This is a genomic window from Streptomyces sp. NBC_01463 (genome assembly GCA_036227345.1).
Classification (GTDB): domain Bacteria; phylum Actinomycetota; class Actinomycetes; order Streptomycetales; family Streptomycetaceae; genus Streptomyces.
The window spans coordinates 5,819,993-5,835,023 of record CP109468.1 but is presented as its reverse complement, the minus strand read 5'-3'; the positions used below and the strand labels follow the sequence as shown (position 1 = coordinate 5,835,023).

Sequence of the window (15,031 nt, the reverse complement as noted above, 5' to 3'; positions counted from 1 at the left end):
GGGCGGCGGCCGCCGCAGCCTACGACCCCGGCGCGGCAGCCCCCGGGCAAGCAAATCGCCCCGGACACCGCGCTCTGTGCGAAAGCGCGGCAGTCGGGGCGAAGGCAACCGGCTGTCAGGGCCGGGGTGGTGCGGGGGTGACCGGAGCTCAGCGGCCCTCGACCGGGACGAAGTCGCGCAGGACCTCGCCGGTGTAGATCTGGCGCGGGCGGCCGATGCGGGAACCCGGCTCCTTGATCATCTCGTGCCACTGGGCGATCCAGCCCGGCAGACGGCCGATCGCGAAGAGCACGGTGAACATCTCGCTCGGGAAGCCCATGGCCCGGTAGATCAGACCGGTGTAGAAGTCCACGTTGGGGTAGAGGTTGCGCGAGACGAAGTACTCGTCGGAGAGCGCGTGCTCCTCCAGCTTGAGCGCGATGTCGAGCAGCTCGTCGGACTTGCCGAGCGAGGACAGCACATCGTGGGCCGCGGCCTTGATGATCTTGGCGCGCGGGTCGAAGGACTTGTACACCCGGTGGCCGAAGCCCATCAGGCGGACGCCGTCCTCCTTGTTCTTCACCTTCTGGATGAAGGAGTCGACGTCGCCGCCGTTGGCCTGGATGCTCTCCAGCATCTCCAGCACCGACTGGTTGGCGCCACCGTGCAGGGGGCCCCACAGCGCCGAGATGCCGGCGGAGATCGAGGCGAACATGTTCGCCTGCGAGGAGCCGACCAGACGCACGGTGGAGGTCGAACAGTTCTGCTCGTGGTCCGCGTGCAGGATGAGCAGCTTCTCCAGCGCCGAGACGACGACCGGGTCCGGCACGTACTCCTGGGCGGGGACCGAGAAGGTCATCCGCAGGAAGTTCTCGACGTAGCCGAGGTCGTTGCGCGGGTAGACGAACGGGTGACCGATCGACTTCTTGTACGCGTACGCCGCGATGGTCGGCAGCTTGGCCAGCAGCCGGATCGTCGAGAGGTGACGCTGCTCCTCGTCGAACGGGTTGTGGCTGTCCTGGTAGAACGTGGACAGCGCGCTGACGACCGAGGACAGCATGGCCATCGGGTGGGCGTCGCGCGGGAAGCCGTCGAAGAACCGCTTGACGTCCTCGTGCAGCAGCGTGTGCTGGGTGATCTCGTTCTTGAAGGCCGACAGCTCGTCGACCTTCGGAAGCTCACCGTTGATGAGCGTGTACGCGACCTCAAGGAACGTCGACTGCTCGGCGAGCTGCTCGATGGGGTAGCCGCGGTACCGCAGGATGCCCTGCTCGCCATCGAGGTAGGTGATGGCCGATTTATAGGCAGCGGTGTTGCCGTATCCGCTGTCCAGCGTCACCAGGCCGGTGTTCGCCCGGAGCTTCCCGATGTCGAAGCCCTTGTCGCCGACGGTGCTGTCGATCACCGGGTAGGTGTACTCGTCATCGCCGTACCGCAGTACTACAGCGTTGTTGGTGTGCTCGCTCACGTCATCCCTCACCGACGTAGTGCCTCTTCTTCGAGGTTCCCTGACTGTCTCCACCCTCCCCCATTTGGCTCAGGAGAGTGCACTCGGGGTCGTCCATTGGACCTACTCGCGGCACTGAGTGCCGCGAACTTATTCATCCTGCCCCCTTGACTGCGGTTGCGGAAGACCTCCGTGATGTTTCCCACCGATTTGATCGATCATTTTTTCCGAGGATCCTCCTTCCGCGCCTCCTCGCAGCCGGTAATCCAGCGCCGTACAGCGTCTGCCTGCGGAAACCGTACGGACCGCCTGGCCGATCGCCTGCCGGGAGCCGACCAGTACGACGAGTTTCTTGGCCCTCGTCACGGCGGTGTACAGGAGGTTCCGCTGGAGCATCATCCAGGCGCTCTTCGTCACGGGGATGACGACGGCCGGGTACTCGCTGCCCTGGGAGCGATGGATCGTCATGGCGTACGCGTGGGACAGCTCGTCGAGCTCGTCGAAGTCGTAGGAGATCTCCTCGTCCTCGTCCGTCAGCACGCTCAGCTTCTGTTCGTCCAGGTCAAGGGCGGTGACGACACCGACGGTCCCGTTGAAGACGCCGTTCTCGCCCTTGTCGTAGTTGTTGCGGATCTGGGTGACCTTGTCGCCGACGCGGAACACCCGGCCGCCGAACCGCTTCTCCGGCAGACCGGGGCGGGCCGGGGTGATGGCCTGCTGGAGCAGCCCGTTGAGATGGCCGGCCCCGGCGGGGCCGCGGTGCATCGGGGCGAGCACCTGTACGTCCCGGCGCGGGTTCAGCCCGAACTTGGCCGGAATACGGCGGGCCGCGACGTCCACCGCGAGCACGCCCGCGTCCTCCGTCTCGTCCTCCACGAAGAGGAAGAAGTCGCTGAGCCCCTGGGTGAGGGGCGGCACGCCGGAGTTGATCCGGTGGGCGTTGGTGACGACGCCGGACTGCTGGGCCTGGCGGAAGATGGTGGTCAGCCGGACCGCGGGGACGGGGCCGCCGTCGGCGAGCAGGTCCCGCAGCACCTCGCCCGCGCCGACCGAGGGCAGCTGGTCCACATCGCCCACGAGCAGCAGGTGTGCACCGGGTGCCACGGCCTTGACCAGCTTGTTGGCGAGCAGCAGATCGAGCATGGACGCCTCGTCGACGACGACGAGATCGGCGTCGAGCGGGCGGTCCCGGTCGTACGCGGCGTCCCCGCCCGGCTTGAGTTCCAGCAGCCGGTGCACGGTGGAGGCCTCGGCCCCGGTGAGCTCGGAGAGCCGTTTCGCGGCCCGCCCGGTGGGGGCGGCCAGCACCACCTTCGCCTTCTTGGCACGGGCCAGCTCCACGATGGACCGGACGGTGAACGACTTCCCGCAGCCGGGCCCACCGGTCAGCACGGCCACCTTCCGGCTGAGCGCGAGCCGCACGGCGGCCTCCTGCTCGGGCGCCAGCTTCGCGCCCGTCCGCCCCGCGAGCCACTTCAGCGCGGCGTCCCAGTCCACGTCCCCGAAGGCCGGCATCCGCTCCTCCGGCGTCCGCAGCAGCCGCCGGACCTGGGCGGCCAGGGCGATCTCCGCCCGGTGGAAGGGCACCAGATAGACGGCCGTGACCGGCTCACCGCCCTCGGGCGAGGGCACCTTCTCCCGTACGACGCCCTCCGGCTCCGCGGCGAGCTCGGCCAGGCACTCGATGACGAGCCCGGTGTCGACCTGGAGCAGCTTCACCGCGTCCGCGATCAGCCGCTCCTCGGGCAGGAAGCAGTGCCCCTGGTCGCTGGACTGCGACAGCGCGTACTGCAGCCCGGCCTTGACCCGCTCGGGGCTGTCGTGCGGAATGCCGACGGCCTGGGCGATCCGGTCCGCGGTGAGGAAGCCGATGCCCCAGACGTCGGCGGCCAGCCGGTAGGGCTGGTTCTTCACGACGGAGATGGAGGCGTCCTCGTACTTCTTGTAGATACGGACGGCGATGGAGGTCGAGACGCCGACGCTCTGGAGGAAGATCATGACCTCCTTGATCGCCTTCTGTTCCTCCCAGGCGGCGGCGATCATCTTCGTCCGCTTCGGCCCGAGCCCCGGCACCTCGACGAGGCGCTTCGGCTCGCGCTCGATGATGTCCAGGGTGTCCACGCCGAAGTGGGTGGTGATCCGGTCGGCCATGACCGGCCCGATGCCCTTGATCAGCCCGGAGCCGAGGTAGCGGCGGATGCCCTGGATGGTGGCGGGGAGGATCGTCGTGTAGTTCTCGACGGTGAACTGCTTGCCGTACTGGGAGTGCGAGCCCCAACGCCCCTCCATCCGCAGCGACTCCCCCGGCTGCGCACCGAGCAGCGACCCCACGACGGTGAGCAGGTCATTGCTCCCGCGGCCGGTGTCGACGCGCGCGACCGTGTACCCGTTCTCCTCGTTGGCGTACGTGATGCGCTCGAGTACGCCTTCCAGGACGGCCATGTTCGGCGTGGACGATGTCGCGGAGGACGTCGTGGAGGACCTGGTGGACATGGGTGCGACGGTACCGGGCGACACCGACAGGGCGTGGGTCACCATGAAGACTCACTGGTACCATGAGTGGTACCAGTGAGTCACGGCAGGAAGAGGTTCGTCATGTCGATAACGGCCAGCGAAGCCCGGAAGCACCTCTTTCCGCTGATCGAGAAGGTCAACGAGGATCACGCCCCCGTACACATCACTTCCCGCAAGGGGAACGCGGTCCTCATGTCGGAGGAGGACTTCGCCTCCTGGCAGGAGACGATCTACCTGATGCGCTCGCCGGCCAACGCCCGCCGGCTCCTGGAGTCCATCGCAGAGGTCGAAGCCGGCCGGACGGAGCACCACGAGCTGGTGGACCTTCCGGATGGCGAGGACGCCGAGGACGCCCAATGAAGCTCACGTTCAGTTTGCGTGGGTGGGCCGACTACACCTTCTGGTCGGAGAGCGACCGCCGCATGACACGTCGCATCAACCGGCTCATCACCGACACCCTGCGCGACCCCTTCGACGGCATCGGAAAACCCGAGCCCCTGCGAGGCGACCTCAGCGGCTACTGGTCGAGGCGCATCGATGACGAACACCGCCTGGTGTACAGAGCCACCGAGTCCGAACTCGTCATCGTGCAGGCCCGATACCACTACAGCTGACCCGGGGCCTTCGATTGGGCCGGGCCGTCCCGGCCTCCCCGGACGCTGTCCCGGCGACCCCTGCGGTCAGCCCGCCACCGCGGTGAGGGAGCGGTGGTGTTTCGGGGTCTCGATCTCGTCGACCAGCGCGACCGCCAGGTCCGCGTAGGAGAAGGTCGGGGCACCGTCGGCCATCACCTGCGCGCCGCCCGTGCGGTAGTGACCGGTCCGCGGGGCCTCGTCGTCCAGCATCACGGGCGGCGGGGCGATGACGAGCCAGTCGATGTCCGTCACGCCGGCGCGGAGCACGTCGAGTTCGGCGGAGTGCCCGAGCGAGAAGGCCCGCGCCTCCGCCGGGAAGCCGGGAGCGTCGTGGACGGCCACGCCGGGCGCGGTCTCCAGTACGGACCCGATCCCGATCAGCACCAGCCGGCCGACGCCCGCCCGGGCCAGACCGTCGAGCAGGGCATGCGCCGCGCCCACGTAGAAGTCCCGCGACGGCACGTCCATCCGGCCCGCCGCACTGATCGCGGCGTCGTGCCCGGCGGCGGCCTCCGCGACACTGTCCGCCCGGGTGACGTCACCGGCGACGACGCTGACCCCGTCACCGGCCGGCCCCTTGTACGCCGCCACGTCCCGCACCACGGCCGTGACCTCGTGCCCCCGCGCGACGGCCTCCGCGACCGCCCGGCGCCCGGCCCGTCCGTTGGCTCCGAAGACGATGATCCTGCTGCTCATGGGGTTCCCCTCGCCAAGGCCCGCGGACCGCCGGCCGATGCAGCGGACGCTAGCGGCGCACCCCATGGTTTCCGCAACGATAGTTACGTACGCTCGGCAGGGTGAGCCAACCACTTGATCCCGAAATGTTCACGGGCTGCTCCCACGTCACCTCGCCGTTCCGGATCGGCGGCAAATGGACCCCGAAGATCATCAGGTGCCTGGAGACCGGCCCCCGGCGCTTCTCCGAACTGGAGGTCCCGCTGAGCGGCATCACCCCGAAGGTGCTGACCGAGACCCTCCGCTCGATGGAACGGGACGGCCTGATCACCCGCACGGTCGGCGACGGCATCCCGCCCCGGGTCGACTACGAACTGAGCGCGCTCGGAAGGACGTTGCTCGGCCCGATGGCCGCGTGCTGTGCGTGGGCGGCGACGCATCTGCCGGAGCTGGAGGGTGCGCGGGAGGCGTACGAGGGGTCGGCGTCGTGAGGGGCTGCTGCGGGGCCACGCGTTCTCACCCCCGCTTGTAGAAGTACCCGTCCCCGGCGGCGGGGCCGACGTTGTGCTGGATTCCGCTGCCGTTCAGGGTGAAGTAGGACGCGTCCAGGCTCGGGTGGCAGTAGCCGGCGTTGGCGCCCGTGAGTTTCGCCGCGCTGACGTTGATCCGGCTGCCGCCGTCGGCCTTGGAGACCACCTGGGCCACGTACGGGCAGGTGGCGTACGGGCGGTCGGACAGGCGCACCGTGCCCGTCGAGGAGATCGTGATCGTGCCCGGCTCACCGACGTTGTACGGCTCGCCGTACTTCCAGGTGCCGACGAACGAGGACGGCACCTGGCTCCCACCGGAGGAGCCGCCCGAGCCGCCCGACCCGCTCGTGGAACCTGAGGTTCCGGTGGAGCCCCCGCCTCCCGAAGCGGTCGTGGAACCCGAGGTGCCGGTTGAGCCCCCGGTGCTCGTGCCGCCGTCGGTCGACCCTCCGCCCGTCGTGCCGCCTCCCCCGGCGGACGTGCCTCCGTCGCCCGGGGAGCCTCCCGTGACCGCCGCGTCCCTGCCGTTCGAGCCGTCCTTGCCGTCCTTGCCGTCGTCGGCCCCTTCTCCGCCCGGGTCACCCGCCTCCTGGGGGCTCTTGTCGCCGTTGGGGGACGGGCTGCCCGCCGTCGACGGCGGGGGCGTCGTGGGGTGGGCCGTCGCGGAGGCGGACGGCGGCGACGCGTGAGCCCCGCTGTCGCTGCCGCCGCTGAACGGTTGCAGCACCATCACCGTGCCGCCGCCCCCGGCCAGGACGAAGACCAGCGGGACGGACACGAGCAGACGGCGGCGGCGGCGCGCCTCCCGCTGTCCCTTCGGTGGTGTCACCTCGCCGGCGGGGACGATCGCGGGCGGCTGCGCCGCCGCCGGGCGCAGGGGGACCGTGCCCCGGTCGGCGGGCTCCTGGCGTACCGGGGCCGCCTCCGCGTCCAGCAGCCGTGCCGACTGCCGCGCCAGGTGGCTCACGACTCCGGCCGGCAGCCACGACGCGCCCGCCGGAGCCGAGTCCCGCTCGGCCAGCAGGTCGTCCACGGAAGGGCGTTCGGCGGCCGACTTCGTCAGGAGGCGGGTGATCAGGGCGCGCAGGCCCTCGTGACGGATGCCCTCCAGATCGGGTTCGGCCTCGACGATGTGGTACATCACCGCGTGCTGATTGCTCACCCCGTTGCCGAACGGGAGCCGGCCGGTGGCCGCGTACGTCAGGACGCAGCCGAGGGTGAACACGTCGCTCTTCGGGACCGCGTTCTCGCCGCGTATCTGCTCCGGGGCCATGAAACCCGGGGAGCCGATGACCATGCCCGTGCTGGTGAGGGCCTCGACCGAGGTCTCGGCCGCGCGGGCGATACCGAAGTCGATGACCTTGGGGCCCTCGACCGTGACCATGACGTTCGACGGCTTGAGGTCGCGGTGGACGATGCCCGCCGAGTGGATGTCCCTGAGCGCGCGCAGCAGCCCGTCGGCGAGGGCGAGCACGGACTCGGCGGGGAGCGCACCGTGGCCGCGGACGATCTGTTCGAGGGAGAGGCCGGGCACGTAACCCGTGGCCACCCAGGGGAACTCCTCGTCCGGGGCGGCGTCCAGCACGGGCGCGGTGTAGCGCTCCCCCACCCGCCGCGCCGCGTCGACCTCGCGCCGGAAGCGGGCCCTGAACTGCGGGTCCGCCACGTGCTCCGCGTGCACCACCTTCACCGCGACCGTGCGGCCGCCCTCGGAACGGGCGAGGTAGACCCGGCCCATGCCGCCCGCCCCGAGCCTGCCGAGCAGGAGGTAGGGGCCGATGCGGGCCGGGTCGGTCGCGGCCAGCGGTTTGATGCCGCCGTCGAGGTAGTCCTCGTTCTCCCCGTCGTCGCCGTGGTCGCCGTCGTGCACGCTGGTCATGGTCGAGCGCTCCCCGTGTGTCCCGCCCCCGCGGTCGCCCGGAGAGCATGTGGTCGCCCGAACTGAGCTCGTTGGCGGGCGACTTGATGCAACGGGTGTTCAGTGTGAGGCACTGGCCACACATATTGGAACTGCTTCTGGAAAAAGTTACGGAAGTCTCTTCTACGCTGGTCCCTGCGGAGCCGACGCAGGATGATCAACCGGAGCCGGGAGCGAGGACGACATCATGAGCCCCAAGCAACAACGCGGTGAGGCCACCGCCGCCCAGGTGCTCGACTGCGCGCTCGCCATCTACGCGGCCGAGGGCGAAGCCGGCCTCACGCTGGGGGCGATCACCTCGGCCAGCGGGGTCAGCACGGGCAGCGTCTACCACCACTTCGGCAGCCTCCAGGGTGTGGTGGTCGCTCTCGGGCAGTCCTGTCTCGGGCGGCTTCTCGACGAGTTGGGGGCCGCGTTGCGGGAGGCGGGCGACGCCCGGGGCGGTGTGCTCGCCGTCGCGCGGGCCTATCTGCGCTTCGTACAGGCCAATCCCGACGCCTCACGGCTCATGCATTCCGCCACCGTGGACCGTGAGGTCACCAAGCACGTCCATCAGATCCGCCACGCCCAGGAGGCCCGCCTCGCCCCGCTCGCGGCCTGGCTGCACCACCACCAGGCAGCGGGCCGGCTCGCCGAACTGCCGCTGCCCGTGCTGGAATCCCTGATCCTCGGCCCGGTGACGGGCATCGCACGCCGCTGGCTCACCGTCGGCGACATCGACATCGAGGAGGCCGCGCGGACCGTCCCGGAGCGTGTCTGGCGCTCCGTCAGTCCGTGAGGTGGCGGCCGGTGAAAGCGAAACGGGGCCCGGTCTCCCGACCGGACCCCTCTCGCTCTCCCCCTCTGCCAGGGCTCCCCATCCCCCCGGATACCCCCCGGAAGCTCCCGACTACAGATACGACCCGGCAGAGCCCCGAAGGGTTGCGCTCCCGGGCAGACTTTTTTTGCCCCGGAGGCCACATCGGTGGATACCGCCCGGTCACGGCGTCAGCAGGCGTGCTCCGCGTACCGGGCGGCGACCTCCGCCAGGACCTCCGCGCCGTCTCGGGCCCACAGCTCCTCGTTGAAGATCTCGACCTCGATCGGACCGTCGAAGCCGGTGGCCTCGACCGCCGTGCGGAAGGCGCGGAAGTCCACGCTGCCGTCGCCGAGTTGGCCGCGTCCCAGCAGCACGCCCGCCGGGAGCGGGGTGATCCAGTCGGCGAGCTGGAAGGAGTGGATGCGGCCGGCCACGCCCGCCCGGGCGATCTGCGCGGGTGCCTGGTCGTCCCACCAGAGGTGGTACGTGTCGACGACCACGCCGACCCGCTCGGCCGGGAAGCGTTCCGCGATGTCCAGGGCCTGGGACAGGGTGGAGACCACGCAGCGGTCCGAGGCGAACATCGGGTGCAGGGGCTCGATGGCCAGGCGTACGTCGCGTTCGGCCGCGTAGGGAACCAGTTCGGCCAGCGCGTCCGCGATGCGTTCGCGGGCACCGTACAGGTCCTTGCTGCCCTCCGGCAGGCCGCCCGAGACCAGGACCAGCGTGTCCGTGGACAGGCCCGCCGCCTCGTCGAGTGCCGCACGGTTGTCGTCCAGGGCGCGGGCCCGCTCGGCCGGGTCGAGGGCCGTGAAGAAGCCGCCCCGGCACAGGCTGGTGACGGACAGGCCCGCGTCGGAGAGGAGGCGGGCCGTCGCCGCCACGCCGTACTCCTGGACCGGGGCCCGCCACAGGCCGACCTTGTCGATGCCCGCCTTCGCGCAGCCCTCGGCGAGCTCGGGCAGCGACCACTGCTTGATGGTCTCCTGGTTGACGGAGAGCCGGCCGTCGCTCATCGGGTGCCTCCGTTGACCGTGAGAAGCGCGCGCATCCGTGATTCGGCCAGTTCCGGGTCGGGGAACAGGCCCAGGCGGTCCGCCAGTTCGTACGCCTTCGCCAGGTGCGGCAGCGAGCGGGCCGACTGCAGGCCGCCCACCATCGTGAAGTGCTCCTGGTGGCCGGCCAGCCAGGCGAGGAACACCACGCCCGTCTTGTAGTAGCGCGTCGGCGCCCGGAAGAGGTGGCGGGACAACTCGACCGTCGGGTCGAGGAGTTCGCGGAAACCCTTCGTGTCGCCCGTGTCCAGCACCCGTACCGCGTGCGCGGCCAGCGGGCCGAGCGGGTCGAAGATGCCGAGCAGGGCGTGGCTGAAGCCGCGGTCGTCGCCGGCGATCAGTTCGGGGTAGTTGAAGTCGTCGCCGGTGTAGCAGCGCACCCCGCTCGGCAGACGGCGGCGGACATCGATCTCGCGCTCCGCGTCGAGGAGGGACATCTTGATGCCGTCGACCTTGTCGGGGTGTTCCGCGATGACCTGGAGGAAGGTGTCCGTCGCCGCGTCCAGGTCACTGGAGCCCCAGTAGCCCTCCAGCGCGGGGTCGAACATCGGGCCCAGCCAGTGCAGGACGACCGGTTCGGTGGCCTGGCGCAGCAGGTGGGCGTACGTCTCCAGGTAGTCCTGCGGGCCCTTCGCCGCGGCGGCGAGCGCGCGCGAGGCCATCAGGATGGCCTGGGCGCCGCTCTCCTCGACGAGGGCGAGCTGCTCCTCGTAGGCCGAGCGGACCTCGGCGAGGGTCGCCGGGCCGGCGGGGAGCTGGTCGGTGCCGACGCCGCAGGCGATCCGGCCGCCGACCGACTTCGCCTCGGCGGCCGAGCGGCGGATCAGCTCGGCGGCACCGGCCCAGTCCAGGCCCATGCCGCGCTGGGCGGTGTCCATCGCCTCGGCGACGCCCAGGCCGTGCGACCACAGGTGGCGGCGGAAGGCGAGGGTGGCGTCCCAGTCGACGGCGGCCGGGGAGTCCGGGCTGATGTCGGCGTACGGGTCCGCGACGACGTGCGCGGCGGAGAAGACCGTACGGGAGGCCAGGGGCGCCCGGCCGGGTGCGAGGTCGAGCGGGGTGCTGCGGGGCTCGTACGGGCCCTGCGGGAGGTGGATGGTCATGTGGTCAACTCCGGTGTGCCCTGCGGGAGGTGCTTCGTCATGGGGTCCGCTCCGGGGCGGCCGGGGCGGGAAGCCGCGTCACAGGGTCAGCTCCGGGACGTCGAAGCGGCGGCCCTCGGCCGAGGACCTGAGGCCGAGTTCGGCGAGCTGGACGCCGCGCGCGCCGGCCATCAGGTCCCAGGTGTACGGCTCGTCGAGCACGATGTGGCGCAGGAACAGCTCCCACTGGGCCTTGAAGCCGTTGTCGAAGTCCGTGTTGTCGGGGACCTCCTGCCACTGGTCGCGGAACGACTCGGTGACCGGGAGGTCCGGGTTCCAGACCGGCTTGGGGGTCGCCGAGCGGTGCTGGACGCGGCAGTTGCGCAGACCCGCGACGGCGGAGCCGTGGGTGCCGTCGACCTGGAACTCGACGAGCTCGTCGCGGTTGACCCGGACCGTCCAGGAGGAGTTGATCTGGGCGACCGCGCCGCCCTCCAGCTGGAAGATGCCGTACGCGGCGTCGTCCGCGGTCGCGGCGTACGGCTTGCCGTGCTCGTCCCAGCGCTCGGGAATGTGCGTCTGGACGTGCGCCTGGACGGTGGAGACCCGGCCGAACAGCTCGTGGAGCACGTACTCCCAGTGCGGGAACATGTCGACGACGATGCCGCCGCCGTCCTCGGCCCGGTAGTTCCACGAGGGGCGCTGGGCCTCCTGCCAGTCGCCCTCGAAGACCCAGTAGCCGAACTCGCCGCGCACGGAGAGGATCTCGCCGAAGAAGCCGCCGTCGATGAGGCGCTTCAGCTTCAGCAGGCCCGGCAGGAAGATCTTGTCCTGGACAACGCCGTGCTTGATGCCGGCGTCGCGGGCGAGGCGGGCCAGGTCCAGGGCGCCCTCGACGTCCGTGGCGGTGGGCTTCTCGGTGTAGATGTGCTTGCCGGCCGCGATCGCCTTCTTGATCGCCTCGACGCGGGCCGAGGTGACCTGGGCGTCGAAGTAGATGTCGATGGTGTCGTCGGCGAGGACCGCGTCGAGGTCGGTCGACCACTCCGTCAGGCCGTGCCGCTCGGCGAGCTCCTCCAGCGCGTGGGCGCGGCGGCCGACCAGGACCGGCTCGGGCCACAGCACGTCGCCGTTGCCCAGGTCGAGGCCGCCCTGCTCGCGGATCGCGAGGACCGAGCGCACCAGGTGCTGCCGGTATCCCATGCGACCCGTGACGCCGTTCATGGCGATGCGCACTGTCCTGCGTGTCACGAAAGTTCCTCCATACAGCCGTAGCAAGCGCTTTCTATGCGGTATGACGCTAGCCTGCCGACAGCGGCCTGGACAAGAGGGGGCGCGCTGATTGGTTTGGTCCACTCACGGGTCCGCTCGCGGGTCCGCCCCCGGACCACTCCCCCGGCCCGTCCCTCGGGCCACTTCCCTCATCACTTCTCGGAGGATGCGATGACAGTCACCCTGGCGGACGTGGCGGCTCGCGCCCGGGTGTCCCCGGCCACCGTTTCCCGTGTGCTGAACGGCAACTACCCGGTGGCGGCGTCCACCCGGGAGCGGGTCCTGCGTGCGGTGGACGACCTGGACTACGTGCTCAACGGGCCCGCGAGTTCGCTCGCCGCGGCCACGTCCGACCTGATCGGGATCCTGGTCAACGACATCGCCGACCCGTTCTTCGGAATCATGGCGGGGGCGGCCCAGACGGAGATCGGCGGTCCGGGCGACGGCTCGGGCCGGGCGGGCGGCGAGAAACTCGCGATCGTCTGCAACACCGGCGGCACCCCGGAGCGCGAGCTCACCTATCTGACCCTGCTCCAGCGCCAGCGCGCCGCCGCGGTCGTCCTCACCGGCGGCGCGGTCGAGGACCCGGCCCACCAGGCCGCGGTGTCCGCGAAACTGGCCAAACTCGCGGACGCGGGCACCCGGGTCGTCCTGTGCGGGCGCCCTCCGCTGCCCGACAACGCCTCCGTGGTCGCCGCGCTGGCCTTCGACAACCGGGGCGGCGGCCGGCGGCTCACCGAGCACCTGCTCTCGCTGGGCCACCGCGACATCGGCTATGTCGCGGGCCCGGTCGAACGCACCACGACCCGCCACCGGCTGGAGGGCCACCGCGACGCGATGAAGGCCGTGGGGATCGTGGGCGACGAGGAGCGGCTGACCGTGCACGGCTCCTACGACCGGCGGTCCGGCTACGACGCCACGGTCGAACTCCTGCGCCGGGAACCGGAGATCACGGCCGTCGTCGCCGCGAACGACACGGTCGCGCTGGGCGCCGCCGCGGCGATCCGCGACCGCGGGCTGCGCATCCCCGAGGACATCTCGGTGGCGGGCTTCGACGATCTGCCGTTCTCGGTGGACGTGGTCCCCGCGCTGACGACCGTACGGCTGCCGCTCGTCGAGGCGGGGGCCCGGGCGGGCCGGCTGGCCACGGGCAAGGAGGCCCCGCCGCCCGGCGGCATCGCGACGATCGCGGCCGAGCTGATGGTGCGGGGGTCGACGGCGGCGCCGCGGGGGTGACGGCCCGCCCCCGGACGTGCCGCCCCGGTGCCGTGCCGGTCCGTGCGTCGGGGCGCGAGGACCGGGTACGCGCCGGACGTGCCGCGGGCCGGTCACGCACCGGTCCTCGTATGCTGCGGCACGTACCGACGGAAGGACACGCACGTGAAGCTCGCTTTCTCCACCCTCGGGGTGCCGGGCCTGCCGATAACCGAGGTCGTCCGGCTGGCCGCCGAGCACGGCTACCAGGGGGTGGAGCTGCGCGCCCACCCCGAGGAGCCGGTGCACCCCGGCATCTCCCAGGCCGAACGGGCCGCCGTGGTCGATGAGTTCAAGCGCGGCGGGGTCGAGGTCCTGACCGTGGCCGGCTATGTCCGGGCCGCGGCCGAGGGCGACGACGAGCCCGTGCTGGAGGAGCTCGCCGGGCTGGTGAAGCTGGCCCACGACGTGGGGGCGCGCAACGTCCGGGTCTTCCCCGGCGGTGGCGACCAGGACCCCGCGACGGCCGACGCGACCGCCGCCCGCCGGCTGGCCGCCGCCGCCCCGTACGCCGCCGACATGGGGGTGCGCATCCTGCTGGAGACCCATGACTCGCACCGCGCGGGGGCGGCCGTCGCCCGGGTGGTCGGCACGGTGGGGCACGGCAGCATCGGCGCGCTGTGGGACATCATGCACACGTGGCTGTCCGGCGAGGAGCCGGTGGCCAGCCATGCGGTGCTGGCCCCGCACCTCGGATACGTACAGGTGAAGGACATCGCCTCCACCGAGGACATCACGCCGGTGGCCCTGGGCGCGGGTGTGCTGCCGCTGCGGGAGTGCCTGGACACGCTGGACGCGGACAGCTGGGTCTGCTGGGAGTACGAGAAGCGCTGGCACCCGCAGGCGGCGGAGCTGCCGGAGCTGCTGGGCGCGGGGCGCGCACACCTGCTGCGGCTGGGTGCGCCCAAGCAGTAGAGCGGCCCGGGGGCCGGCCCTCAGGCGGGGGCCGGCTCCGGGGCGGGCACGCGGGTGCGCCGCGTCCCCGCGAGCGAGGTCAGCGCGACCCCGCCGACCAGCAGCGCCGCCGCGCACCACCGGAGCGGGCTCACCGGCTCGTCCAGCAGCAGGGCCGCCGACGACATCCCGAAGACCGGGACGAGCAGGGTGAAGGGCGCCACGGACGACGCCGGGTAGCGGCTGAGCAGGAAACCCCAGGCCCCGAAGCCGAAGACCGTGACGGCCCACGCCACGTAGACGATGATTCCGACGCCGCTCCAGTCGAGCGCGGCGAGCGCCGCCCGGTCCCGGTCCCAGCCCTCGAAGAGGAGGGAGAGGCCGAGCAGGGGCAGGACGGGCACGGTCGAGACCCACACCATGAAGTTGAGGGCGTCGGGCGGGGCGGCCCGGCGGGTCAGGACGTTGGACACGCCCCAGCAGGCGGCCGCCGCGATCACCAGGACGAAGGCGAGCACCGGCCCGCTGGCACCCTCGTCGACGGCGGCCACCCCGATCCCGGCGAGCGCCACCGCCATCCCCGCCACCTTCACCCGCCCCGGGCGTTCGCCCAGCACGAGTGCGGCGAACAGTGCGGTGAAGACCGCCTGCACCTGGAGGACGAGCGACGAGAGACCGGCCCCCATCCCCCGGTCCATCCCGATGAACAGCAGCCCGAACTTCGCCACTCCCAGCGCCAGTCCCACCCCCGCGATCCACTTCCACGCGACCTTGGGCCGGCCGACGAAGAAGACCGCGGGCAGCGCCGCGACGAGGAAGCGCAGGGCCGAGAAGAGCAGCGGCGGGAAGTGGTCGAGGCCGACCTCGATGACGACGAAGTTGACACCCCAGAGGGCGGCGACCAGCGCGGCCAGGGCGATGTGGAGGGGACGCATGCACCGAGGATCGCGTGCGCGGACCATGTAGCACCAGCGCGG

Annotated in this window: 14 protein-coding genes; 6 read left to right on the top strand and 8 right to left on the bottom strand. The window is 71.2% G+C overall.

Features of this window, described 5'->3' with window-relative positions:
• Positions 1–148 precede the first annotated feature (148 nt).
• Both OG521_25855 and OG521_25850 read right to left on the bottom strand, forming a co-directional pair.
• On the bottom strand, positions 149–1,447 hold the full coding sequence (locus tag OG521_25855; GenBank protein ID WUW24007.1) for a citrate synthase: 1,299 nt from the start codon (positions 1,445–1,447) through the stop codon (positions 149–151).
• Between the two features lie 129 nt (positions 1,448–1,576).
• Positions 1,577–3,919, bottom strand: a complete 2,343-nt coding sequence (locus tag OG521_25850; protein WUW24006.1) for an ATP-dependent RecD-like DNA helicase — start codon at positions 3,917–3,919, stop codon at positions 1,577–1,579.
• Positions 3,920–4,021: 102 nt separating this feature from the next.
• On the opposite strand from OG521_25850, the gene OG521_25845 reads away from it, so the two are divergent.
• On the top strand, positions 4,022–4,300 hold the full coding sequence (locus tag OG521_25845) for a type II toxin-antitoxin system prevent-host-death family antitoxin (GenBank protein WUW24005.1): 279 nt from the start codon (positions 4,022–4,024) through the stop codon (positions 4,298–4,300).
• The gene (locus tag OG521_25840) at positions 4,297–4,554 is read left to right on the top strand and encodes a Txe/YoeB family addiction module toxin (GenBank protein WUW24004.1); all 258 of its coding nucleotides are present in this window, start codon (positions 4,297–4,299) and stop codon (positions 4,552–4,554) included. The genes OG521_25845 and OG521_25840 overlap by 4 nt, the downstream gene beginning before the upstream one ends.
• 66 nt (positions 4,555–4,620) lie before the next feature.
• On the opposite strand, the gene OG521_25835 is transcribed toward OG521_25840, so the two are convergent.
• The gene (locus OG521_25835) at positions 4,621–5,271 is read right to left on the bottom strand and encodes an NAD(P)H-binding protein (protein ID WUW24003.1); all 651 of its coding nucleotides are present in this window, start codon (positions 5,269–5,271) and stop codon (positions 4,621–4,623) included.
• A 125-nt stretch (positions 5,272–5,396) separates the two neighbouring features.
• On the opposite strand from OG521_25835, the gene OG521_25830 reads away from it, so the two are divergent.
• Entirely contained in the window at positions 5,397–5,741 is a 345-nt protein-coding gene (locus OG521_25830; GenBank protein WUW26798.1) for a helix-turn-helix transcriptional regulator, read from the top strand.
• A gap of 25 nt (positions 5,742–5,766) precedes the next feature.
• On the opposite strand, the gene OG521_25825 is transcribed toward OG521_25830, so the two are convergent.
• On the bottom strand, positions 5,767–7,659 hold the full coding sequence (locus tag OG521_25825; protein WUW24002.1) for a protein kinase: 1,893 nt from the start codon (positions 7,657–7,659) through the stop codon (positions 5,767–5,769).
• Between the two features lie 226 nt (positions 7,660–7,885).
• On the opposite strand from OG521_25825, the gene OG521_25820 reads away from it, so the two are divergent.
• Entirely contained in the window at positions 7,886–8,476 is a 591-nt protein-coding gene (locus OG521_25820; protein ID WUW24001.1) for a TetR/AcrR family transcriptional regulator, read from the top strand.
• 209 nt (positions 8,477–8,685) lie between these two features.
• On the opposite strand, the gene OG521_25815 is transcribed toward OG521_25820, so the two are convergent.
• The 3 genes from OG521_25815 to OG521_25805 form a co-directional block, all read right to left on the bottom strand.
• On the bottom strand, positions 8,686–9,513 hold the full coding sequence (locus OG521_25815; protein WUW24000.1) for a sugar phosphate isomerase/epimerase: 828 nt from the start codon (positions 9,511–9,513) through the stop codon (positions 8,686–8,688).
• Positions 9,510–10,655 carry a dihydrodipicolinate synthase family protein gene (locus OG521_25810; protein WUW23999.1) on the bottom strand — a complete coding sequence of 382 codons (1,146 nt, stop codon included), beginning with the start codon at positions 10,653–10,655 and terminating at the stop codon, positions 9,510–9,512. The genes OG521_25815 and OG521_25810 overlap by 4 nt, the downstream gene beginning before the upstream one ends.
• 78 nt (positions 10,656–10,733) lie before the next feature.
• Positions 10,734–11,885 carry a Gfo/Idh/MocA family oxidoreductase gene (locus tag OG521_25805; protein WUW23998.1) on the bottom strand — a complete coding sequence of 384 codons (1,152 nt, stop codon included), beginning with the start codon at positions 11,883–11,885 and terminating at the stop codon, positions 10,734–10,736.
• Between the two features lie 192 nt (positions 11,886–12,077).
• Here OG521_25805 and OG521_25800 point away from each other — a divergent pair, with 192 nt between their 5' ends.
• Both OG521_25800 and OG521_25795 read left to right on the top strand, forming a co-directional pair.
• Positions 12,078–13,142 carry a LacI family transcriptional regulator gene (locus OG521_25800; protein WUW23997.1) on the top strand — a complete coding sequence of 355 codons (1,065 nt, stop codon included), beginning with the start codon at positions 12,078–12,080 and terminating at the stop codon, positions 13,140–13,142.
• A gap of 144 nt (positions 13,143–13,286) precedes the next feature.
• Complete coding sequence (locus OG521_25795; protein WUW23996.1) at positions 13,287–14,075, top strand: sugar phosphate isomerase/epimerase; 789 nt, start codon at positions 13,287–13,289, stop codon at positions 14,073–14,075.
• Between the two features lie 20 nt (positions 14,076–14,095).
• Here the strand turns inward: OG521_25795 and OG521_25790 are convergent, their stop codons facing one another.
• A complete protein-coding gene (locus OG521_25790) occupies positions 14,096–14,989 on the bottom strand; it encodes an EamA family transporter (protein WUW23995.1) in 894 nt (297 codons plus the stop codon).
• Positions 14,990–15,031: the final 42 nt, after the last annotated feature.